This is a genomic window from Corynebacterium argentoratense DSM 44202 (assembly GCF_000590555.1).
Taxonomy (GTDB): Bacteria; Actinomycetota; Actinomycetes; order Mycobacteriales; family Mycobacteriaceae; genus Corynebacterium; species Corynebacterium argentoratense.
Map to the genome: position 1 here is coordinate 1,814,882 of NC_022198.1, position 22,389 is coordinate 1,837,270.

At 58.9% G+C, this 22,389-nt stretch carries 25 protein-coding genes and 1 pseudogene; 8 read left to right on the forward strand and 18 right to left on the reverse strand.

Annotation, left to right across the window (positions count from 1 at the left end; all coding sequences use genetic code 11):
- Positions 1–42 precede the first annotated feature (42 nt).
- Positions 43–753: a Pr6Pr family membrane protein gene (locus CARG_RS08480; RefSeq protein ID WP_021012230.1), complete on the forward strand. Its 711-nt coding sequence runs from the start codon at positions 43–45 to the stop codon at positions 751–753.
- Between the two features lie 11 nt (positions 754–764).
- Here the strand turns inward: CARG_RS08480 and lysS are convergent, their stop codons facing one another.
- Entirely contained in the window at positions 765–2,351 is a 1,587-nt protein-coding gene (lysS, locus tag CARG_RS08485) for a lysine--tRNA ligase (RefSeq protein WP_021012231.1), read from the reverse strand.
- A gap of 236 nt (positions 2,352–2,587) precedes the next feature.
- Here lysS and CARG_RS08490 point away from each other — a divergent pair, with 236 nt between their 5' ends.
- From CARG_RS08490 to CARG_RS08500, 3 genes are read left to right on the forward strand one after another with little or no spacing between them, the layout of a single operon-like run.
- A complete protein-coding gene (locus CARG_RS08490) occupies positions 2,588–3,475 on the forward strand; it encodes a DUF6779 domain-containing protein (RefSeq protein WP_021012232.1) in 888 nt (295 codons plus the stop codon).
- 6 nt (positions 3,476–3,481) lie between these two features.
- On the forward strand, positions 3,482–3,994 hold the full coding sequence (locus CARG_RS08495; protein WP_021012233.1) for a hypothetical protein: 513 nt from the start codon (positions 3,482–3,484) through the stop codon (positions 3,992–3,994).
- Positions 3,991–4,884, forward strand: a complete 894-nt coding sequence (locus CARG_RS08500) for a pantoate--beta-alanine ligase (protein ID WP_021012234.1) — start codon at positions 3,991–3,993, stop codon at positions 4,882–4,884. Before CARG_RS08495 ends, CARG_RS08500 begins: the two co-directional genes overlap by 4 nt.
- A gap of 33 nt (positions 4,885–4,917) precedes the next feature.
- On the opposite strand, the gene CARG_RS08505 is transcribed toward CARG_RS08500, so the two are convergent.
- From CARG_RS08505 to dacB, 9 genes are all read right to left on the reverse strand, one after another.
- Positions 4,918–5,382, reverse strand: coding sequence for a DUF3180 domain-containing protein (locus CARG_RS08505; protein ID WP_021012235.1), 465 nt, complete (start codon positions 5,380–5,382; stop codon positions 4,918–4,920).
- Entirely contained in the window at positions 5,379–5,900 is a 522-nt protein-coding gene (gene folK / locus CARG_RS08510) for a 2-amino-4-hydroxy-6-hydroxymethyldihydropteridine diphosphokinase (protein WP_021012236.1), read from the reverse strand. The genes CARG_RS08505 and folK overlap by 4 nt, the downstream gene beginning before the upstream one ends.
- On the reverse strand, positions 5,897–6,289 hold the full coding sequence (gene folB / locus CARG_RS08515; RefSeq protein ID WP_021012237.1) for a dihydroneopterin aldolase: 393 nt from the start codon (positions 6,287–6,289) through the stop codon (positions 5,897–5,899). The genes folK and folB overlap by 4 nt, the downstream gene beginning before the upstream one ends.
- Positions 6,282–7,127 (reverse strand): dihydropteroate synthase, encoded by an 846-nt coding sequence (folP, locus tag CARG_RS08520; protein WP_052331981.1) that lies wholly within the window; start codon positions 7,125–7,127, stop codon positions 6,282–6,284. Before folP ends, folB begins: the two co-directional genes overlap by 8 nt.
- Positions 7,128–7,238: 111 nt before the next feature.
- Positions 7,239–7,802 (reverse strand): GTP cyclohydrolase I FolE, encoded by a 564-nt coding sequence (gene folE, locus CARG_RS08525; protein ID WP_021012239.1) that lies wholly within the window; start codon positions 7,800–7,802, stop codon positions 7,239–7,241.
- A gap of 3 nt (positions 7,803–7,805) precedes the next feature.
- Positions 7,806–10,391, reverse strand: a complete 2,586-nt coding sequence (ftsH, locus tag CARG_RS08530; RefSeq protein WP_021012240.1) for an ATP-dependent zinc metalloprotease FtsH — start codon at positions 10,389–10,391, stop codon at positions 7,806–7,808.
- Positions 10,392–10,835: 444 nt separating this feature from the next.
- Positions 10,836–11,441, reverse strand: coding sequence for a hypoxanthine phosphoribosyltransferase (gene hpt, locus CARG_RS08535; protein WP_021012241.1), 606 nt, complete (start codon positions 11,439–11,441; stop codon positions 10,836–10,838).
- A gap of 15 nt (positions 11,442–11,456) precedes the next feature.
- Positions 11,457–12,524 carry a tRNA lysidine(34) synthetase TilS gene (gene tilS / locus CARG_RS08540; RefSeq protein WP_041747128.1) on the reverse strand — a complete coding sequence of 356 codons (1,068 nt, stop codon included), beginning with the start codon at positions 12,522–12,524 and terminating at the stop codon, positions 11,457–11,459.
- Between the two features lie 2 nt (positions 12,525–12,526).
- Complete coding sequence (dacB, locus tag CARG_RS08545) at positions 12,527–13,933, reverse strand: D-alanyl-D-alanine carboxypeptidase/D-alanyl-D-alanine endopeptidase (RefSeq protein WP_021012243.1); 1,407 nt, start codon at positions 13,931–13,933, stop codon at positions 12,527–12,529.
- A gap of 40 nt (positions 13,934–13,973) precedes the next feature.
- Between dacB and CARG_RS08550 the strand changes: the two genes are divergently transcribed.
- Complete coding sequence (locus CARG_RS08550) at positions 13,974–14,447, forward strand: inorganic diphosphatase (protein WP_021012244.1); 474 nt, start codon at positions 13,974–13,976, stop codon at positions 14,445–14,447.
- A 133-nt stretch (positions 14,448–14,580) separates the two neighbouring features.
- On the opposite strand, the gene CARG_RS08555 is transcribed toward CARG_RS08550, so the two are convergent.
- Positions 14,581–15,015: a hypothetical protein gene (locus CARG_RS08555; RefSeq protein WP_021012245.1), complete on the reverse strand. Its 435-nt coding sequence runs from the start codon at positions 15,013–15,015 to the stop codon at positions 14,581–14,583.
- Between the two features lie 225 nt (positions 15,016–15,240).
- Here CARG_RS08555 and CARG_RS08560 point away from each other — a divergent pair, with 225 nt between their 5' ends.
- Together CARG_RS08560 and CARG_RS09925 are read left to right on the forward strand one after the other, a co-directional pair.
- Positions 15,241–15,684 carry a MarR family winged helix-turn-helix transcriptional regulator gene (locus CARG_RS08560; protein WP_021012246.1) on the forward strand — a complete coding sequence of 148 codons (444 nt, stop codon included), beginning with the start codon at positions 15,241–15,243 and terminating at the stop codon, positions 15,682–15,684.
- A 121-nt stretch (positions 15,685–15,805) separates the two neighbouring features.
- Positions 15,806–16,030 (forward strand): annotated as a pseudogene (locus CARG_RS09925) (AMP-binding protein); the annotation flags it as partial.
- Between the two features lie 227 nt (positions 16,031–16,257).
- On the opposite strand, the gene ppk2 reads toward CARG_RS09925, so the two are convergent.
- The 7 genes from ppk2 to CARG_RS10340 form a co-directional block, all read right to left on the reverse strand.
- Positions 16,258–17,154: a polyphosphate kinase 2 gene (gene ppk2 / locus CARG_RS08565; RefSeq protein ID WP_021012247.1), complete on the reverse strand. Its 897-nt coding sequence runs from the start codon at positions 17,152–17,154 to the stop codon at positions 16,258–16,260.
- Positions 17,155–17,298: 144 nt separating this feature from the next.
- On the reverse strand, positions 17,299–17,460 hold the full coding sequence (locus tag CARG_RS10320; RefSeq protein WP_021012248.1) for a hypothetical protein: 162 nt from the start codon (positions 17,458–17,460) through the stop codon (positions 17,299–17,301).
- A gap of 103 nt (positions 17,461–17,563) precedes the next feature.
- Positions 17,564–17,698 carry a PorH family porin gene (locus CARG_RS10325; protein ID WP_021012249.1) on the reverse strand — a complete coding sequence of 45 codons (135 nt, stop codon included), beginning with the start codon at positions 17,696–17,698 and terminating at the stop codon, positions 17,564–17,566.
- Between the two features lie 314 nt (positions 17,699–18,012).
- Positions 18,013–18,174 carry a hypothetical protein gene (locus tag CARG_RS10330; protein WP_021012248.1) on the reverse strand — a complete coding sequence of 54 codons (162 nt, stop codon included), beginning with the start codon at positions 18,172–18,174 and terminating at the stop codon, positions 18,013–18,015.
- 103 nt (positions 18,175–18,277) lie between these two features.
- Positions 18,278–18,412, reverse strand: a complete 135-nt coding sequence (locus CARG_RS10335) for a PorH family porin (protein WP_021012250.1) — start codon at positions 18,410–18,412, stop codon at positions 18,278–18,280.
- Between the two features lie 200 nt (positions 18,413–18,612).
- Positions 18,613–20,256: a chaperonin GroEL gene (groL, locus tag CARG_RS08570; protein WP_021012251.1), complete on the reverse strand. Its 1,644-nt coding sequence runs from the start codon at positions 20,254–20,256 to the stop codon at positions 18,613–18,615.
- Between the two features lie 295 nt (positions 20,257–20,551).
- Positions 20,552–20,695 (reverse strand): hypothetical protein, encoded by a 144-nt coding sequence (locus CARG_RS10340; protein ID WP_021012252.1) that lies wholly within the window; start codon positions 20,693–20,695, stop codon positions 20,552–20,554.
- 185 nt (positions 20,696–20,880) lie between these two features.
- On the opposite strand from CARG_RS10340, the gene CARG_RS08575 reads away from it, so the two are divergent.
- Entirely contained in the window at positions 20,881–22,248 is a 1,368-nt protein-coding gene (locus CARG_RS08575; protein ID WP_021012253.1) for a dipeptidase, read from the forward strand.
- Positions 22,249–22,389 lie beyond the last annotated feature (141 nt).

The window sequence follows — 22,389 nt, forward strand, 5'->3', positions numbered from 1 at the left end:
ACACTTGCGCTATCCGTTTTTGTCACACTAAAGTTAGCCGCTGTGAATAATTTTGAGATTGCGGATCATGACGCCGCGACCGCCCAGCATCTCACCCACAACAGCACCGTTGTGCGGGTGTTGGGCCTCATCGCTTTTCTTCTCGCGACGGCTGCTGTAGTTGTCAGCGGTGTCCATAATGCGCGCAATCCTTTCGAAGAGTTCCCGGCGTTCGACACCCCGGGGCAAAAGCTGATTGCCACCTATTCCTACTTCACCCTGTGGTCGAACATTGTGGGCGCTGGTTTGGGCCTGGCCTATTTCCTAGGCAATCACGAGTCCCACTGGGCCGCAGCCGCCCGGATTGACGCGGCGATGATGCTGCTGGTGACTGGCCTGGTGTACAACTTCGTGTTGGCCGACGGCTCCCCCAGCGTCGGAACATATCGTTTCACCAACCCGGTGGAGCACATGATTATGCCGGTGTTGATGCCAGTGATCTGGATATTGTCAATGCCGCGAAGAAAACGCGCCGATATTACCCCCATCAATATCGGATTGGCGTTGATCCTTCCCATCATCTGGTGCGTGTGGACTTTTGTCCGGGGCGCCGAGACAGGTTGGTACCCCTATTTCTTCCTCGACGTCAACGATCTCGGATATGCAGCGGCGCTGAAAAACACCGCCGGCGTATTCCTGCTGTTCTTCGTGTTGATCGCGCTGCTCGCCGGGGTTGAGCAAATGCTGCGCCGCCTTGGAATGCGGCGCTACTAACTCGCCCGGGGCTATTTCGCTTCGGGTTTAACCATCGGGAACAGAATGGTTTCGCGAATACCCAAACCGGTCAAGGCCATGAGCAGACGATCGATGCCCATACCGCAGCCGGCAGTCGGCGGCATGCCCTGTTCCATTGCGGTGAGGAAGTCCTCATCCAACACCATTGCTTCTTCATCGCCACCAGCCGCTAGGCGGGCTTGGTCCTCGAAGCGTTCACGCTGGATCACAGGGTCAACAAGCTCCGAGTAACCGGTCGCCAACTCGAAACCGCGCACGTAGAGGTCCCACTTTTCGGTGACACCCGGCTTGGTGCGGTGCTGGCGGGTCAGCGGAGAGGTCTCCACCGGGAAGTCACGCACGAAGATCGGCCCATACAGCTGGTCTTCACACAAGTGCTCCCAGATTTCCTCGACGAGTTTTCCGTGTCCCCAACCGTCCTTGGCCGGCACATCCAAACCAATGACCTTTGCGATTTCTTTGAGCTCGTCGACGCTGGAGTCAATGGTGACCTCCGGCTGGCCGGGGAACTTCCTGGCCAGGGCCTCGTTGAGCGAGGGGTACATTTCGATGGACTTCCACTCGCCACCCAGGTCGTATTCGCTGCCATCAGCCAAGGTGACAGTAGTGGATCCGAAGACCTCGCGGGCAACAGACTGGATCAAGTTCTTGATCATCTCGGCACCATCGTCGTAGGTACCCCATGCCTGGTACGTCTCCAGCATCGCGAACTCAGGGCTATGGGAAGAGTCCACGCCCTCATTACGGAAGTTACGGTTAACCTCGAAGACACGCTCGATGCCGCCCACAACGCAACGCTTGAGGTACAATTCGGGCGCAATACGCAGGTACAAGTCAATATCCAGGGCGTTGGAACGGGTCTGGAATGGACGAGCGGCAGCACCACCGTGCAGCGTCTGCAGCATCGGGGTTTCAACCTCGACAAAGTCCTGGGACTCAAGGTAATTACGCAGCGCGCGCATCACCTTAATACGAGTCATGGCGTTGGTACGTGCCTGCTCGCGCATAATCAGGTCGGTGTAGCGATGACGAACACGGCTGTCTTCGCTCATATCCTTGTGTGCAACCGGCAACGGGCGCAAAGACTTGGCAGCCATGTGCCAGCTCTTAGCCATGACCGAAAGCTCACCACGCTTGGAGGAAATAACGCGGCCCCGAACAGAAACAAAGTCGCCCAAATCGACGTCCTGCTTCCACGCCGCCAAGGCTTCCTCCCCCACCTCAGCCAGCGATAGCATAGCCTGCACCTGAGTGCCATTGCCCTCTTGCACCGTGGCAAAGCACAACTTGCCGGTGTTACGGACAAAAATCACGCGGCCGGCAATAGCAACCTCAACATCAGTTTCCTCGCCAACTTCCAGCACACGCGCACCTTCCGGCACCTTCGACGCAGCAGACGCGGCGTCATCATCCGAAGGCTTGTTGACGACAAACTGCTTGCGCAAATCGCTAATAGAAATGGTGCGGTCAACTTCAACCGGGTAGGCCTCGACCCCAGACTCCAGCAGCTTAGCGCGCTTGTCGCGGCGAATCTTCAGCTGTTCCGGCAGGTCTAGGGTGTTATTGGCTTGAGTCATGCAGACAATGGTAACCCCCAGCCGGGTGCCAAACCAACAGGCGCCCAGCCAAGAGGCATCTGTTAAGGGTCCGGGGGTGTGAGCGCGGCGTCGGGAATTGGATCTTGATGCGCTGGGCCACTTGCGGCAACATGCTGGGGATGTCCTGGTGTGGACGTTGCCGCTGCTTGATCATGATGTCGACGCACCCAGCTTGCAGGCGCTGATGGAGCAATCACTGGGGTAGATTAGTGGGCATGGCTGAACAGAAAACCAACCTGCAACTCACCCCCGACCGTGGCCCGCTGCTTTTGAGCATCATTGTGGGCTTGTCGGTGATTTGCACCGTTGTCATGCTGTTTAGCGGCAGTACGGGGGCGATGAAAATCGCGGTGATCCTTGCGTTGTGGGCTGCGATTCTGGGCCTCATTTTGGTGGCTTCCTACCGTCGCCGTTTCGAGTTTGAGCGCGAGCGTCTGCGTAGCGAGAAGGCGCGTTTTGTTGCCGAGCTCGAAAAGGAGCAGATTGCTCACCGCGAGCAGGAATTACTTCTTGAGCAGCGTTATCTTGATAATCTTCGCGCATCCCAGGACGAAACTCTGGCTGCGATCCGTGCCCAGTTGGATGCGGTGCGCGGCCAGATCGAGGCGTTGACGGGCACTGTGATGAGTTTCGAGACCCCGGCTATTTCCGCGTTGTGGGCGCCACCGCAGGAGCTGGAGGCAACTCGAAATGCGGAGCAAGCGGAGGATTCCCAAGAGCCAGTGGAAGCTGAACCTGTCACGGGCGAGTTTGAGGCGACCGGCACGAAAAGCGATTCTGATCAGGGCGGCAGCCACTTTGACACCTCCTCCTTCGCGAAAGTCAGTTGGGTATCTCCAAAGGATGATTCCGCTGATCACACCACCGCTGTGCGGACGGAACCCAAGCCGGAACCGAAACCGGAGCCGAAGACCGAACCCAAGCCGGAACCGAAGCCGGAGCCCGAGGCTCCGGTGCAAGCTCGCACCGAGGTGAAGGCTGAAGCCCAGTCGGCACCGCACGCCCAGGAGGACAAGGCCCGCGGTGGACGCCGCCGTCGTGATGAGCATCAGGGCGGACTGTCCGTAGCTGAGCTGCTCAAGCGCAGCCAGGGCAACAGCTAGCCGGTTATGTCGACGCCTTCACATCCCGCGACTGGCCGGCGCACACTGCGCTTCGATGTACTCGACCTCACCGACAACACCCTTGCCATCGCCGAGCTGTTAAGGTCAGCTGGCCACATCGAATGCACCCCGTTGGACGATCCGCAGTTGCCGGCAGAGCTACAGATCGTTGCAACAACGACCACCACGACGTCAACACCCATTGTGATTGCGCCTCATGATGTTGCTTTGGGCGACATAGACGCGGACGTCCCGATCTTGTGCACCCCGGTGGGTGACGCTTTGGTCGTGACGGCCTTGGATTCCGTTGGCTACACCATTGCGGAGTTGCTCTTGTCCAGCGTCCGCCCCGGTCACATCGCATTGGATCCTTCGCGTAGGGCCCAGTTTGCGGATGCGTTGTATAACTATCAGCAGGCCCGCACCGCGCTACTGCTCGCTATGGCGCCGGGCGACGCTGCCGACCACCCTCACGCCGACCCACGCACGATTGATCCTTTCGCAGGAGGACACTTATGAGTTCTGGAGCAGCTCGCACGGTGACGGAGCCGCGTCTGCTTCGCGCAATTGGCAAGGCATATCGCGCTAAGGGCCAGCCGGTGGTGCTGGTTCCTGTGTGGTCCCAGTGGCATGCGGGGCATACTGCGGTTGTGGACGCTGCCGCCAGGATGAGCGGAGGGGTTGTTGTCGTTGCGTACGACGGCGAGATTCCGCAGGGGCTCGATGTGGATTTTGTCGTCCCTTTGGCCCCTGCCCCCGAGGTGTCTGTGTTGCCTGGTAATGACTTTTTGGCCGCTCGTGTGGCTTCACGCGGGGAGGAGGCTCTGCTTGCGCGATTGTTTGCTGTGACTGCGTTGGTTGGCGCCACGGATGTCTTTCTAGGCGATAAGGATTATCCTTTGCTCGTGGCTTTGCAGGGGTGTCTGCGCGGCCTGGGTATGGATGCGCGGGTCCATACGGTGCCGACGGTGCGGATGCCGGATGGGGTGCCGGTGTCGAACCGTAATGCCAGGTTGTCGGCTTCGAGTCGTGACGCCGCGGTGGTTGTTGCGGCGATCATGACTGCTGCGCACTCGGTGGCGGAGCGTGGGCCTGCGGCGGTCAAGGACACCGTGCATCGGTTGCTTGCCGACAATGGGGTGGAGCCGCTGTATGTGGATGTGACCACCCCGGATTATTCCCCAATCCCCGGGCACGGTGCTGAGGGTCCTGAGGGTGCTGTGCCGCAAGAGGGGCGCTTGTCTGTTGGCCTGATAGATCCCGCGTCGGACACACTCATTTCAGATACTGTTGCTTTGCAGTTTGTTGCCGCTTCTTCCCCTACTGGTGAGCTCGCGCCCGGTATCACCGTCGAGGACGTCAGGGCACACACGGAGTGCGACATCAAGGTGGCTCCCGGCGTCGCCTAGCACTCCCCCGCCGAAGGCGAAGGCGAGCACGGTTTAGGCTGCTGGCTCGCCGTCGATCGGGGGTACTTCGCAGGATCTCTCAAGCCACAGCCCTGCCGCCGACAATCCGATGCCTCCCGCCGCGCTCAGCAACACGGCCGGGAGGTCTTCGCCGGCCGAGGCCAGCTGCGCAGCCTTGGGCACCACATACAATCCGATGCCGATGTAAGCACCTGCGGCGATGGCACCGGTCCAGGCACTCGCCCGCCCGATAGCCAACCAGTTGGCGATCGCGATGGGCGACATTTGCGAACGATCGAAGCCCACTGTGCCCCCTTCAACGTTGCGGCGCACCACCCGCGCCATCACGGCGCACACAGCTGCAACGAGCCACAGCATCGCGGCAACACCTGCGGATAGTGGTGGCATATCGCTGTAGAAGCCGTAGGTGAGAATGGCTGCGGCGGCGGCAACAAATGCCCCACTTGCCACGAGTACTGTGATGTTGGTTTTCTTCACAGTGTTACTCCTTCCATCCTCGTTATAGCGTTGAGTTCCGCCGGAGGCAGTACCTCGAGCAGTTCTGTAATGCTGTGTCCCCCAAGGGTAGCCGTTGGCTCGATCTCTAGCCAGGGCACAAGCACAAATGCCCGTAGATGGGCGCGGGGGTGTGGGACGGACAGGCGGGGATCGTCGGAAGCGTAGCCCTCAATATCAACGATGTCGACGTCCAACGTCCGCGGCCCCCATCGCACTTCGCGCACCCGGTCGGCCTCTGCTTCGAGCTGCTGACATTGGCGCAACAATCCTTCTGCCCACTGGGCGCTTGTCGTCTGCTGCGGCCATGTGACGCGAAGTGTGGCGTTGTAGAAGTCTTCTTGTTCTACCCCTCCCCACGGCGGCGTGACGTACACACCGGAGCAGCGCACCTCAGCACCGCTATCGCGGAAATTATTAATGACGCCGCGGAGTCTACGCACGCACGTGTCTGCATCGCCTATGTTGGCGCCGATGGATAGTACTGCGGTGGCGCTCATGCCCGCGTCGACCTGGTTTTTCTGCTGCGGCGGGCGACCACCGCGACGTCATCGAATGTTAGGGGGATGGGGGCGCTCGGTTTATGGATGGTCACCTCGACTGCGTGGAGTATGGGGTAGGTGTCCATGATCGTGTCGGCGATGGTGCCGGCGACGGTTTCGATCAGGTCGAAGCTTGGCCCAGCGAGGATGCCGTGGGCGAGTTCGGCGAGTTCCCCGTAGTGGACGGTGCGTTCAAGCTGGTCGACTGGCTGCCCTTCGGCGTTGCGGGGGAAGTCCATCCAGCAGGTGATGTCGGCGATAAATTCTTGGCCTTCTGCTTTTTCGTGCTCGAACACCCCGTGGTAGCCGTAGGCCCGCAGACCTGTAAGTTCGATGCGATCAGCCATGGTGTGACGCCCCCAGTGAAAAGTCTGTGGTTGTGGTGGAGTGTGCGGTTGCGACGGCCTGTGCGACGTCGATGGCATCACGGGTGAAGGCGACATCATGGACGCGGACGGCCCACACATCCTTCGCAGCGCACAGTGCGCTTAATGCTGCGGTTGCGGGGTCGGCTGCGCGTGGGCCACTGTCCAGGCCGCGGTCTGCGCGGATGGCTTGGAGGAAGCGTTTGCGGGATGCGCCGATAAGCAAGGGGTAGCCGAGTGCGCTTAAGCTGTCGAGCCCTGCGAGGATCTCCCAGTTGTCGCGCGGTGTTTTGGCGAACCCTAGGCCAGGGTCCAAAATGATCTGTTCCTCTGCCACGCCGGCTGCCTTCACGTCGCTGACGAGTGCCTGGAGGTCGTCGTGGACTTCCTGCAGGGCGTTGCCCGGCGTGTGGGCGGCGCCTGCGGCGTCACCGTAGGCGTCGGTTCGCCACTGCATGAGGATGGCAGGCAGCCCGGTGTCGGCGATGGCAGCAAACATGTCCGCATCCGCGCGACCACCGGAGACGTCATTGATGTAGTTCACCCCGGCATCTGCGCAGGCCCGGGCGACGGACGCACGCATCGTATCCACGCTGGTTATGACGCCGCGGGATGCGAGCTCGCGCACAACCGGCACGACGCGCGCGAGTTCCTGTTCTTCGGACACGCGGGTTGCGCCGGGACGGGTGGATTCCCCGCCGACATCGATGATGTCCGCGCCGTCATTAATCATTTGTTCGGCGTGCGCCAGTGCACGGCTGGGGTCGAGGTAATTGCCGCCGTCGGAGAAGGAATCCTCGGTGACGTTGAGGATGCCCATCACGAGGGTGCGACCTAGCTGGTTGCCTTGGACTGCGCTGGAATCGTTCACGATGCTTCACCTTGGTTCAGACCCGGTTGAGGTCTAGTTAGGGCCTAGTTGGGGCCTTGTTTAGCCGCGGATGAGGGAGAGCACTTCGGCGCGTGATGCGGCGTTAGCTTTGAACCCTCCGCGAACAGCGGATGTGGTGGTTCGGGCACCCGGTTTGCGGATCCCGCGCATGGCCATGCACAGGTGCTCGCACTCGATGACGACGATGACTGACTGTGCACCCAGTTTCTCGACTATCGCATCTGCCACCTGGGTAGTGAGGCGTTCTTGCACCTGCGGGCGTTTGGCGAACAGGTCTACCAGTCGAGCAAGCTTCGATAGCCCGGTGACCTGGCCGTTTTTTCCAGGGATGTAGCCGATGTGGGCGTGGCCGAAAAAGGGCACCAGGTGGTGTTCGCAGGTGGAGTAAATCGGGATGTCCTTGACGAGCACGAGTTCCTGGTGGTCCTCGCTGAAGGTCTTATTCAGAACTTCTGTGGGGTCGACGTGCAGGCCGGCGAAGACTTCCTCGTAGGCACGTGCGACGCGCGCGGGGGTGTCTTGCAGGCCTTCGCGATCGGGGTCTTCGCCCACCGCGATAAGTAGTTCGCGGACTGCAGCTTCCGCGCGCTCACGATCAAACATCTTTTAGTCCTCGCGCTCCGGACTGTCGGGATTCTTGAGGTGCTTGGGCGCGGGAGTATCCCACGGGAAGCCCTTGTGTTCGTCGGCGGCAGGCTGCTCTTCGATCTCGGCGTCGGTAGCGGTGTCGTGGCCTTCTGCATCCGTCTCAGGCTTATCACTGACAGGTTCATCAGCGACGACCTCCGGGTGGTCGGGCTTTTCGTGTGCGGGTAGGGCGAAGCCGTATTCTTCTTGCTCCACAGGTGCTGCGCTGGACTGCTGGGCCTCGGGAATGCCGGTGTGGAAGCCAATTTCCTCCGCCGGCTGCTGGGCTTGCTGCGCCTGTGCTGGCAGACCAGACTGGCCGTCGGTACCGGGGGTGCCGTAGTTGCTCCAGCCCGGGTGCTGACGGTAATCGCCCGAGTCCTGCTGCTTGCCGCCTCCGGGCCAGCCAGGCACTGTCCATCCTGCAGGTGGTGGGGTGCCACCGTATTGCCGCGGCGATGCCGGCTGCTGCGAATCATGCTGTTCTGACTGTTCAGGCTGGGCAGGTTGCGCGGCGGCGCCAGGGTTATCGGGGAACATGCCCATCTTCTGCTGGCGCTCGAGCTCAGCCTGGCGGCGGGCACGCGCAGCACGGGACGCCTCAATAATATTGAAAGGCTTCGGGGGCTCTTCACCACGCTCAATCGCGAGCTCGGTGGGGGTCTTCACCGGCTCCAAGCCTTGGCTCGGGAAGTAATCAGACTCGCCCGGGAACACCTCGATGCGCTCCTCCTTAGGCATGTCCTCAAACAAAGCCTCAAGGTCAGGACGACGCAGTGTCTCCTTCTCCAACAGCTTGGTTGCGAGCTTGTCCAAGTACTCGCGGCGATCCTTCAAAATGTTGTAGGCGACCTCATGGGCCTTACCAACCAAGTAGCGGACCTGCTCGTCGATCTGGTTAGCAACCTCAGGACTGTATTCCAAGGTGCCGCCGCCACCGCGACCGGAGAAAGGATCACCCTGCTCCTCACCGTATTTCACGGTGCCCATCTGCGGGCTCATGCCATACTCAGTGATCATCGCGCGAGCAATCTTGGTCGCCTGCTCAATGTCGTTCGACGCACCGGTAGTGGGCTCGCCAAACACAACCTCTTCAGCAGAGCGGCCGCCCATTGCGAACACGATGCGGGCGAACAACTCGTTGCGGTTGTACATGCCCTTATCGTCCTCTTGGGCAGTCATCGCATGCCCACCGGTCTTGCCGCGGGCAAGGATCGTCACCTTATAGACGCGCTCGATGTCCTTCATCGCCCACGCAGCAATCGTGTGACCACCCTCGTGATAAGCGGTGACCTTCTTCTCCTTCTCAGAGATGATCTTGGAGGAACGACGCGGGCCACCAATCACACGGTCAGTGGCCTCTTCCAAAGCATCGCCAGTGATGACGTTACCGCCCACACGAGCGGTCAACAGTGCAGCCTCGTTGAGCACATTGGCCAAGTCCGCACCAGACATACCCGCGGTGCGCTTAGCCAACGCCTTCAAATCAGCGTCCTTGGCGAAAGGCTTACCCTTAGCGTGAACCTCCAGGATCTGCTCGCGGCCCTTCAAATCAGGGTTAGTCACCGGGATCTGACGGTCGAAACGCCCAGGACGCAGCAAAGCCTGGTCCAAAATATCCGGGCGGTTGGTGGCAGCAATAAGGATGACGCCCTCGCGGTCGCCGAAACCATCCATCTCCACCAACAACTGGTTCAATGTCTGCTCGCGCTCGTCATGGCCACCACCCATACCGGAGCCACGCTGACGACCCACGGCGTCAATCTCATCGACGAAAATAATGCAGGGGCTGTTTTCCTTCGCCTGCTTAAACAGGTCACGCACTCGGGAAGCACCCACGCCGACGAACATCTCAACGAAGTCCGAACCCGAAATAGAGAAGAAAGGCACCCCGGCCTCACCAGCGACAGCTCGCGCCAACAAGGTTTTACCCGTACCGGGCGGGCCATACAGCAACACACCGCGCGGAATCTTCGCGCCCAAAGCCTCGTAGCGGGAAGGATCCTGCAAGAAATCCTTGATCTCCTGCAGCTCATCAACTGCCTCATCGGCCCCCGCGACGTCATCAAAAGTGTTGGTCGGCATATCCTTGGTCAGTTCCTTCGCACGGGAACCACCAATGCCAAACATGCCCATTCCGCCACCCTGCATGCGGGTGATCATGAACGTGATCAAACCAAACAGGATCAACATCGGCAGCAGCATCTGCAACATCGAACCCAAGAAGGAATCGCGGGAAACCTTCGTGGTGTACTTCTCCGCGCCAGAAGCCTCAACCTTGCTGAAAACATCCGGAGTAACCCGCGCGGGGTATTCCGCAACGACCTGCTCGATGCCGTCCTTTTCGTCAACGCTAATCGGATCCTTGAGCTTCAGCAGAACCCGCTGCTCGCGATCAGCAATACGCGCTTCTTTAACGTTCTTATCGTCCAGCTGCTTCATCGCCACCGACGTGTCGACGGGCCGATAGCCGCGGCTAGTGTCACTAAAAACGGTGAACACGTACAGGGACATCAGCACAATGGCCGCAATGGCACTGATGCGCAGAAGCTTCTTATTGTCCATAGATAAACGCCCGCGCCCACCTCATGACGTCGCGACACTCACGGCCTGTTGGGGCGTGCGGGTCTGCACGTGGATGGAGGACGCAGGGACCCTTCCTTAGCTGCAGTTTGTTGGTTTCTACTACTGTAACGTGCCGGCGGCCGTCAATGTTCCCCGGGGTAGCGAAAACCGCAGGCACCCACAAGGAGCTCGAAGTGATTCATTTAACATTTATACACGGGATCGAAAAATTCACACTGCTCGATCATTACTTTTTCATCTGTTTAGCGGAATATCTAGACAGGAATTCTGACCCCCTAGACATCACTTATGGTTTTTACACCGTAGCTCTACTCGTAGCCTCCGGCGTATTTGCTTTTATATCTTCAGACAAACTTAAACTTCCGGAGAAAAAACATCACAGGATTGTCCGTGGGGGCTTTATGATCATTCACTACGCGCTATCTAATTGTCCGCGTAGACGCTCGGTTTCAGGCTCGCCACAAACGGCAAATCACGGCCACGCTCCGCATAATCCAAGCCATAGCCCACCACGAACTCATTGGGAATATCGAACCCCAAATCAAACAGCTCAACCTTAGCCTTCACCGCATCAGGCTTACGCAGCAACGCAACAACCTCAAGGCTCTTCGGCCGACGGTTCTTCAAATTCTTAATCAACCACGACAACGTCAAACCAGAGTCAATAATGTCCTCAACAATGATGACATTCTTGCCCTCAATATCGCGGTCCAAATCCTTCAAAATTCGCACCACACCAGAGCTCGACGAAGAATTACCGTACGAAGACACCGCCATGAACTCCAACTGGCAAGGGATAGTCATCGAACGAGCAAAATCTGTCATAAAGAACACAGCCCCCTTAAGCACCCCCACCAAAATCAGGTCCTCAGGCTCATCACGGTAAGCATCCGACACACGCTCAGCAAGCTCCCGCACCCGCGCCTGCAGCGTCTGCTCATCAATCAACACAGCCTGCAAATCATCCGCATAGCGGCCCTCAGGAATGTTGAAGTCCGGATTGTCGTACAGTTCGTACTCTTCGTACATAAGCAAAAAGTCCTTTTAACCAAGGTTGAGGCCAGTGCGATCCACCTCAAGCTTGCCACCTCTGCGCCGCACTTCCAACCTGCCGCCCCCAACCCCACCGTCAGCCCTGCGCACAGCCACCGCCCCCTGCCCACTCCACGCGACAATCAACTGCACCACAGCACGAATACTCCCACCCGTCGGATTCGCCCCCACCAGCCGCAACCAACGCGCCACCACACGCCTCACAATCGGCACAGGCTGCCCCTCCAACACCTTCACGCTCAATGACGCCGCCCCTCCCGCAACCACCGCGACGTCATCACGCAACACATCACACACCACAGCATCAAACACAGCATCAGCCAACTCATCCAACAACGCCGCATCCTCCGCAACATCATCAGCAGCCAACGCCACAGCCCCAACCTCAACAAACGGCATCACCCGCCGACGAACACGCACACGCTCAAAACGCTCATCCGAATTATGCGGATCCTCCCACACCGGCACACCAACCTCCACACACGCCCCACGCGTATCCGAACGCCGCACCGACAACAACGGCCGCACAACCTCCACACCCCCAACAACAGACACAGGACGCATAGGCGAACAAAAACCCCGCGACGCACTCAACACAAACGTCTCCGCCTGATCATCCGCCGTATGCCCAACCAACACCCGCCCAAACCCCGCGTCAGCAAAAGCCCCAAAACGCCCCGCACGCGCCGCAGCCTCCACACCAACACGAGCCACCGCGGCGTCATCAATCACAGCACGCAACACCACAGCACGCGCCCCCAACTGCTCACACACACCAGCCACCCGGCGCGCCACCCCACCACTACCCGGCTGCAAACCATGATCCACAACAACCGCATCCACCGGCACCCCACCAGCATCCGGACCAACCTCCGCCAACACCCCCAACAACAACGCCAACGAATCCGCACCACCCGACACACCCACCGCAACACTGCCCCGCCCACCAGCAACCCCCGCGGCGTCAGCACCCTCCCACCACGCACGCACAGCACGACGCACCGTCAACAAACACGGACTACGACGCGGCAACTCCCACACACCCACATGCGACGGCACAACTACCCCTCACGCAGCACAGACGCCAACTCATCCAACGCCGCACGCGCCGGCAACACCTCCGACTCATTCGACACAAAACCAAAGCTATACACGCGACCGCTATCCGCAGTCACCACACCAGCCAAACCACTCGTCGTCGTCAACGTACCCGTCTTTGCACGCACCCAACCAGCACCATCCAAACCATCAAAACGCGACGCCAACGTGCCCGAACCATGCGCCACCGGCAACAAATCCGGCAACAACCGCACACGCGCATCACTGCCCGCACCAGCCAACACCGACGACAACACGGACGCCGGAATACGATCATCGTCGCTCATACCCGAGCAGTCATCCAAGTGCACCCCCTGAACATCAAAACCAGCCTCAGACAACGTTGCCAATACCGCAGCACCAGCAGCCGCAGCATCAGGCGCCTCAACCCCGCGAGCAGCCGCAACCTGACGTCCCAACGACTCCGCCAACACATTGTCCGAATGCAACATCATTTCCCGCACGCGATCCACCAAACGCGCCGACTGCACCGACGCGACTTTACGCGCCACATCAACCTGCTGCGCATCCCCCTTGTCGCCCTTGCTGGTCTTGCTGGTCTTGCTGTCCTTGCTGGTCTGGCCAGTCTCGGCGGCAACTGTATCCCCCTGCGCGGCCGACAACACAGCACCATCCCAATCCACATCAATCTCCCCCACACCCAAACGCGACGCAAACTCCCGCGCCACATCCATCGATGGCGAATCCGACCGCGGCACATCCCCCGTCGGCGCACCCACACGCGCCCCATACAGCATCGCAGGCTCAATCGGAGCAATAAAGCCCTCCGCAATATTCTCCTGCCCCCACTTCTCCAACCACGACTGCTGCGACCACACACTCGCATCCACAACAACACGCTCCGGCTGCACCCCAGTAGCCCTCACCTGACCAGCCAAATCATCCAACTGCTCCCCCGACAAACCCACATCACCCCCACCAACCAACACAACAGTCCGACCACCATCAACCACAAACACATCAGTCGACACACGATCATCCAAACCAAACGTCAACAACGCAGCCGCAGCCGTCAACACCTTCGTCGTCGACGCCGGACGAACCCCCACCGACGCATCCTTCTCCCACACCACATCCCCCGAAGACACATCACGAACACTGCCCACCAACTGACCCAAACGACGATCCCGCCCCAACACATCCAACTTCGCCCGCAACACTTCCACCTCCGAAGCAGACAACGGCGACGCCGACACCACAGCCGCAGGCAACGGCGGCGCAGAAACCACCGCGACGTCATCAACAATCAACGAATCCCCCGCATGAGCACGCAACACCGCAACACTCACAACACCCACAACCGCCGCACCAGTCACACCAGCCGACGCCAACCACCATTTTTTCGCCATGTACCAACCATAAACCAACCCCCGGGTACACTAATGAGCCATGAGCATCGAAGTAACCATCGAAATCCCCAAAGGCTCCCGCAACAAGTACGAAGTAGACCACGAAACCGGCAAGGTCTACCTCGACCGCTACCTGTTCACCCCCATGGCCTACCCACTCGACTACGGCTTCATCGACCACACCCTCGGCGAAGACGGCGACCCCCTCGACGCACTGGTCATCCTGCCCGAACCCGTATTCCCCGGTGTGATCGTCAAGGCCCGCCCGCTAGGTGTATTCAAGATGACCGACGAAGCCGGCGGCGACGACAAACTGCTGTGCGTCATCGACGACGTCCGCTACGAGCACTTCCAGGACATCAACGACGTGTCCGACTTTGTCAAGGACGAAATCGAGCACTTCTTCGTCCACTACAAGGACCTCGAGCCCAACAAGGAAGTCACCGGCTCCGGCTGGGGCGACAAGGCAGAAGCCGAAAAAATCCTGGCAGAAGCCATCGAACGCCACAAGTAAAACCCCGGGTGCCTGTAGCGTCCTCCCGATAGGTTGCTTGGGCCCCTTCCTCTGCCTGCTGGCCGGTTACCTTTACCGACCAGCAGGCCTTTTGCTTTTGAGCATGCACAAATTTCCAGCGCAACCCACCGCGCTAGTCGATGTAGCCGCGCGCTTGGAGGTACACCCTTGACACCCAAGTGAAGAAGCCAACGGTCAGCAACCATATGCCGCAAGCAAATAGAATGATCGCCCAGGCTATGGCTTCGTAAGCAATCACGCAGCCCACACCAGCAATGGCAGCTGCTCCTCCAACCCAGGACATCACTGCAGGGACTCTTTGAGCGGGCGTCCACCAACAGAGGAGGAGCACGAGGTCAATCGGTGCTGTGAGTGCGAAAAAGCACAAGCCTGCTATACCGATCGGCACAAACGCATCGTTATGGAGCACTCTTAGGAAGATCCAGGCGATCATCGCACTGCCCGCAACGACAAGCAGCAGGCGGAGCGCAAAGCTGTGCACTAAGGGCGGGCTGCTGGGGCTCTCAAGGTTGGGCTTGTGGTCGGGGGTATTGTTCGCTTTGTCCACTGTGCGTCCTATGGATCTTGTCGTGGGCTCTGGTCTTCTGAGGGGTTTATAGGCGTGATTGTTACTTTGTGCTGACTATCGGGAGTAGCGCCTTGGCGGTTGTTGCCCCCTTAAAGTAGTCAAGACGGTCCGAACGGGACTGTTAGGCGGTATTATAGAAGTCCAGCGTTGTTAACACCTGCGCCACGTCCAGCCCATTAATTATTGCACTGGAGTATCCCACCGATGCCGCACACGTCGATTCCCACTGATCTTCTCGAATCGCCCTCTTTCCAGCTTGAACGTTTGCGTCGGCGCACTCGTGATGAGGTCGAGGCATCGTTGGCTGAATACAAGACTTCAATCAGGGAGTACTGGGTGTTGACCAGTCTGGCTACGGGTAGTGCATCAAGCCAGACAGCGTTGAGCGCGATTTTGGGTGTGGATGCCTCCGATATGGTGCGACTGATTGACGGTTTAGAGACTAAAACGTGGGTAAAACGCGAGCGTGATCCCAAGGATCGTCGTCGGCAAATTGTTGCTTCAACGAAGAAGGGACGACAAGCGCAGAAAGAGCTAGCCGAGTTGGTGACTGCTGCGGAGGACCGAGCTCTAGACGAATCAACGTCGAAGCAATTGAAGCATTTGCGCAAGTTGGCTAAGGCGATTATTGCGGCTGAGGAAGACTAGGTGGTTATGGCCGGGTCAGCTGTGTTGGGGTCTGTTGATTCGGCACCTGAAGCTCGCACACTTATTGATATATTGTGTGCGACAGCCACTGATTTTCCTGAGGCAGCGGCCTTGGACGATGGGGATGCCGAAGGGCGTTGCTGTGACGCACCGCGCAGCCGCCGCGTTCGTGGATGCTGAGGCGCGTTGGTTTTTGGCAGATGATCCGCAGCCTTTGGGGCCAGATGATCGAGTTCTGGCGGGTTTGTCTGTGGCGTTTGATGCCTCATGCGAGGAGATGTGGTTGGCGTGGCGGCATGGTGGGTGTTTGGTGCCTGCGCCGCGGTCGTTGGTGTGGTCGGGGATTTCTCCGGTGCATTCTGTGCAGGCGTGGCGTGTGTGGTGTGTGGAGCGAGTGATGGATGATGCGCGGCGTCATTTGTTTCCGCCGTCCTCGGCTATGGTGCCTTCGAAGTTGTGGACGGCGGTTAGCTTCTGGACGCGCTCGACTGTGACAGCGAGCGCAGGGTCAAGGGTGTTGGAAGGTATACGTTTTCCGCATCGTGTAGTTCGGATAAGGTGCTTCCAGTGTAGCTAGTCTGCGATTTGCTTGAGACCGCGGATCACGATTTTCGGGTCCGGCTGGCCGACGAGCTCGTGGTCTTTGCCGGTGTATTCGAACTTGGACAGCACATAGCGCATGGCGTTGATGCGTGCGCGCTTTTTGTCGTTGGACTTGATGGTCACCCAAGGGGACTCATCGGTGTCGGTGTAGCGGAACTGTTCTTCCTTGGCGCGGGTGTAGTCGTCCCACTTGTCGAGGGAGGCCAGGTCCATGGGGGAAAGCTTCCACTGGCGCACTGGGTCGACCTGGCGGATCGCGAAGCGGGTGCGTTGTTCTTTTCGTGTCACCGAGAACCAGAACTTGGTGAGGCTGATGTCTGAACCCATGATCATGTTTTCAAGCATCGGTACTTCGCGGAGGAATTCTGCGTGCTGGGATTCGGTGCAGAAACCCATGACGCGTTCCACACCAGAGCGGTTGTACCAGGAGCGGTCGAAGAAGACGATTTCGCCGGCTGCTGGGAAATGCTCGATGTAACGCTGGAAGTACCAAGAGGTGGATTCGCGCGGGGAGGGCTTTTCGAGCGCTACGGTGCGGGCACCACGGGGGTTGAGGTGCTCGTTGAAGCGCTTGATGGTGCCACCCTTGCCTGCTGCGTCACGGCCTTCGAAGAGGATGATGTGGCGCTGGCCGGTGTCTTTGGTCCAGTTTTGCCATTTGAGGAGCTCGATCTGCAGGGCGCGCTTGGTTTTTTCGTATTCTTCGCGGCTCATGCGTTCCTGGTAGGGATAGTTTTCCCGCCAGGTCTCGACTGGTTTTCCGGAGGGGGTGATGAGGACCGGATCGTCCTCGTCGGAATCGTCTACGATGTAGCCCTCGGTAGCGGCGAGGTCAACAACTGGGAGCTCCTCATGCGTATCAGCCATGCCTATAATTTTAGACCTCCGGCCCCCTAATGTCTCTTGTTTTCCCATACGGGGGTAAACAAGAAAACCCCGCGAGGTGTGCGTGAAGCACACAGCGCGGGGTTTCAGTTTTCCAAGGATTAGAAGCCTCGGAAGGGCGTCAAATTACTTGACCAGACCGAGGAGGTCCTTGGAGCCCTCAGCAACCTTGCCGAAGGGAGCCAGGAAGTGAGCGATGTCAGCGAAGTTGACGGTCTTGAAGAAGTCGGTGCCACCCTCAACAGAGTAAGAGGTGAGCTTGGTGAGGAAGTCGATGACTGCGTTCATGTGAAATCTCCTTTAAGAGAAAATAGAAAAGATTTGGGAGGCGATCCCCAGACCAATACTGTCAGGGATCAACAAGCGGCCAGCTGGGCCGCAGACTTAACTCTTACTTGGAAGAGAAGGTCTTGACAGCCATGCCAAGAGCCTTAACAGCCATGGGCAGGTTATCGACGACCTTGCCGAAGCCCTTGACGAAGGTAGCGAAGTCGCCGAGCTGGTCCTTGATGACAGAAAGATCCATGAGTATCTCCTTGGATAGTTGCGACACGCAGTGCCGGTGTCGCAGTGTGTACACACGCTTCATCCGAAGCGACGGTGAAAATGTTACAACATTGCCGAAATTCTTTCACCACAAATCGTTAATTACAGCGGCGCAACTTACACCCCCGTTGTCACCTTCCGGACTATTAGGCCAGTTCAAGACCTATAGCGCACCTACCCCCGTAGCCGGCCTTCATGACGAAGAACCCAACAAAAAACCCGCGAGGTGTGCGTGAAGCACACAGCGCGGGGTTTCAGTTTTCCAAGGATTAGAAGCCTCGGAAGGGCGTCAAATTACTTGACCAGACCGAGGAGGTCCTTGGAGCCCTCAGCAACCTTGCCGAAGGGAGCCAGGAAGTGAGCGATGTCAGCGAAGTTGACGGTCTTGAAGAAGTCGGTGCCACCCTCAACAGAGTAAGAGGTGAGCTTGGTGAGGAAGTCGATGACTGCGTTCATGTGAAATCTCCTTTAAGAGAAAATAGAAAAGATTTGGGAGGCGATCCCCAGACCAATACTGTCAGGGATCAACAAGCGGCCAGCTGGGCCGCAGACTTAACTCTTACTTGGAAGAGAAGGTCTTGACAGCCATGCCAAGAGCCTTAACAGCCATGGGCAGGTTATCGACGATGTCGCCGAAGCCCTTGACGAAGGTAGCGAAGTTGCCGAGCTGTTCCTTGATAACGGAAAGATCCATGTAAGTCTCCTAAAGACGGTGCCAGCCATTGCCGGCGCAAATGTGAAAATGCTGGCGCCTCTTAACGCCACCCTTATTAAAACACCCGAGGGGCGCAAATGCCAGCGCATTCCATTTAGTCCCCTATTCGGGGTAAACCCCCGCCACCGAGGGAAATAAATCCCAAGGTGACGGGGGCTCTGAGTTAGCAGTAATGCAGCTTAGAAGCCGCCCATGCCGCCCATCTCGTCAGCACCAGGCATAGCAGCGCCGGCAGGCTGAGGCTTGTCAGCAACAACAGCCTCGGTGGTCAGGAACAGAGCCGCGATGGAGGCAGCGTTCTGCAGAGCAGAGCGGGTGACCTTCACCGGGTCATTGATACCTGCAGCCATCAGGTCAACGTACTCACCGGTGGCGGCGTTCAGGCCCTCGCCGTTGGGCAGGGAAGCAACCTTGTCGGCAACCACACCGGGCTCGAGGCCCGCGTTGAAGGCGATCTGCTTCAGCGGTGCAGACAGTGCCTCACGGACGATCTTCACACCGGTTGCTTCGTCACCAACAAGGTCCAGGTCGGAGTCGAGGACGTGGGAAGCCTGCAGCAGGGCGACGCCACCGCCGGCGACGATACCCTCTTCCACGGCAGCCTTAGCGTTGCGCACGGCGTCCTCAATACGGTGCTTGCGCTCCTTGAGCTCGACCTCGGTAGCGGCACCAACCTTGATCACTGCAACGCCGCCAGCGAGCTTTGCCAGGCGCTCCTGAAGCTTCTCGCGGTCGTACTCGGAGTCAGAGTTGTCGATCTCCGCACGGATCTGGTTAACGCGGCCCTGGATCTGCTCTGCGGAACCTGCACCCTCGACGATGGTGGTGTCGTCTTTGGTGACAACAACCTTGCGTGCACGGCCGAGAAGCGGAATGTCGGCGGTCTCGAGGGAGAGGCCGACCTCTTCGCTGATGACCTGCCCACCGGTGAGGATAGCCATGTCCTGCAGCTGAGCCTTGCGGCGGTCACCGAAGCCCGGTGCCTTCACAGCAACAGACTTGAAGGTGCCACGGATCTTGTTGACCACCAGGGTGGACAGGGCTTCGCCCTCAACATCCTCAGCAATGATCAGCAGCGGCTTGCCGGTCTGCATGACCTTCTCCAGCAGGGGGAGCAGGTCCTTGATATTGGAGATCTTGGAGCTGACCAGAAGGATGTAGGGATCCTCCAAAACAGCTTCCTGACGCTCCATGTCAGTGGCGAAGTAGCCGGAGATGTAGCCCTTGTCGAAGCGCATACCCTCGGTCACATCGAGCTCGACACCAAAGGTGTTGGACTCTTCAACGGTGATGACGGACTCTTTGTTCAGCTTGCCGCCGCCGACCGCGTACATAGCCTGAGCGATCTTGGCACCGATAGCGGGGTCAGCAGCAGAGATACCAGCGGTAGCTGCGATCTCTTCCTCAGTCTCAATCTCCTTAGCGGAGCTCAGGAGCTGCTCGGTCACCTTGGCAACGGCCTGCTCGATGCCGCGCTTGATACCCATCGGGTTGGAACCAGCAGCAACGTTGCGCAGACCCTCGCGGACGAGAGCCTGGGCCAGAACGGTCGCGGTCGTGGTGCCGTCACCTGCGACGTCATCAGTCTTCTTGGCGACTTCCTTAACCAGCTCGGCGCCGATCTTTTCGTAAGGATCCTCGAGCTCGATCTCGCGAGCGATGGAGACACCGTCGTTGGTGATGGTCGGGGCGCCCCAGGACTTCTCCAGGACGACATTGCGGCCCTTGGGGCCGAGGGTGACCTTGACGGCGTCTGCGAGGATGTTCAGGCCCTTTTCTAGGCCACGGCGTGCTTCCTCATCAAAGGCAATAATCTTAGCCATAAGTGGTGTTTCTCCTCGATTTTTATCGGAAATTGTTCAGCCACTGGACACCTCAGCGATAAGCCCGCGACGGCCACGACACCCCATCTATAGGGCGCCGAACCCACCGAAGTTTCCAAGCCACCCGCAGCGCCCGACCTCTCCCGGTATCACCCTGGAAAAATCTGGCACTTGAAGTAGCTAAGTGCTAAAGCCATTTCTAGCACTCGATACCACCGAGTGCAATAAAACCCGCCACCGTGGGCACGATGTTCGCCCACAGCCGACGAGTCATACAACCAGCAGGGAAAGCCGGCTAATTCGCAGCAGGTTGCGCAGGTGCTTCAGCCAGAGCTTCCGCAGGCATTCTTTCACTGAGGGACACCTTCAACTGATCCATCATGCAGGCAACGGTTTTGGTGCCTGAACGCCCGTAACCGATGATCAACGCCCTACGCATGTTGCCCTCCTGCAGTCATCACTATCACCAGCGCCTGTAGACAGCGGCCTGCTGCTTTCACTTTTCACCCTCACTTTAAAACGCAAATCTGCAGCACGTTCTGAAAACTACCCCTTTCAACCCCAATCATGCCTGCTAGCAGCACCCCTGCGGTTCCCCGTCGGGCCTCACTACACTGGGATGGCATGAGCGAAACCACCATCAATCCTGAACTCAACGATCAAGCAGCACGCATCCGCGACGTCATCAATGGACAGCGGGACCACATCAAACAACAACTCACCGAACTGGTCTCCTACAACTCCGTCCACAACGAGCCCAGTTGCGAACAAGACTGCGCAGCAGCAGGCGCGTGGGTGAAGTCCGCGATGACTGAAGTCGGGCTCGACGTCCGCGAAGAAAAAACCGCTGACGGATCCCTGGCATACATCGGCACCAAGCATGTCAGCGACACTGCCCCCACGGTCCTGCTGTACTGCCACTACGACGTGGTTCCCGCCGGCAACCCCGACCTGTGGGTCTCCGGTGCTTTCGAGCTGACCGAACGCGACGGCCGCTGGTACGGCCGCGGCACCGCCGATTGCAAGGGCAACGTGGTCATGCACTTCGCTGCTCTGCGTGCGGCGGAGGAGCTCGGCGGGGCGAAGTGCAACATCACCATGCTGGTGGAGGGCTCCGAGGAGCGGGGCGGCGAAGGCCTCGATGATCTGATCAAGCGCCACCCCGAGCTGTTCGAGGCAGACACCATCATCATCGCCGATACTGGCAACGTTGCGGTGGGCGTCCCAACAATTACGACGTCGCTTCGTGGCGGTGCGCAGGTTGTCGTCACGGTGGACACGCTGCGCACCCAGGTTCACTCCGGTGGTTTCGGCGGCCCCGCACCCGACGCAACCTTTGCACTGATGCGCATTATTAATAGCCTTCGTGATGAGTCAGGGGCGGTCACCATCGACGGAGTGGACTGCACCCGCCAGTGGGAGGGCGTGGGTTATGACGCCGAGACCTTCCGCAGCGACGCAGGCATCCTCGACGGTGTCGACATCCTCGGTGACAGCACCCAGATTGCCTCGCAGTTGTGGGCACGGCCGGCCATCAGCGTCACTGGTTTCAGCTCCACCCCGGTGGCTCATGCTGTTAATGCTGTTCCGAACACCGCCCAAGCAAAGTTGAACCTGCGCATCCCTGCCGGGCTGGACTCCCACGACGTTGTCGCCAAGCTTGAGGCGCATCTGCGTGCGCATGCTCCTTGGGGTGTGAAGGTCGACATCGAGGTAAGTGACGTCAATCAACCCTTCCAGGGCAACACGGGCCGGACGCTAGTCAGCGATTGCCTCGGCGCTGCCTATGGCAAGGATGTTGAGTTCTGTGGCACCGGTGGGTCGATCCCGCTGTGCACCGCTTTACAGGAGGCTTACCCGGATGCGGAGATCGTGCTCTACGGCGTGGAGGAACCATTGTGCACCATCCACTCACCCAATGAGTCCGTTGATCCGACCGAGATCGAGGCGATCGCTACAGCGGAGGCTCTGTACTTGCTCAACCGCTCTTAAGGCTACAGCCACACAGCGTATTAAGCAATTCTAAAGCTAATTAACACCCCCTTCATTATTGTTGAACAACCCTGGCGTGCTGCAGAAATGCGGCAGCGGGGGTCTTCTTTTACCCCCATGTGCCGGTGCACTACTTGCACA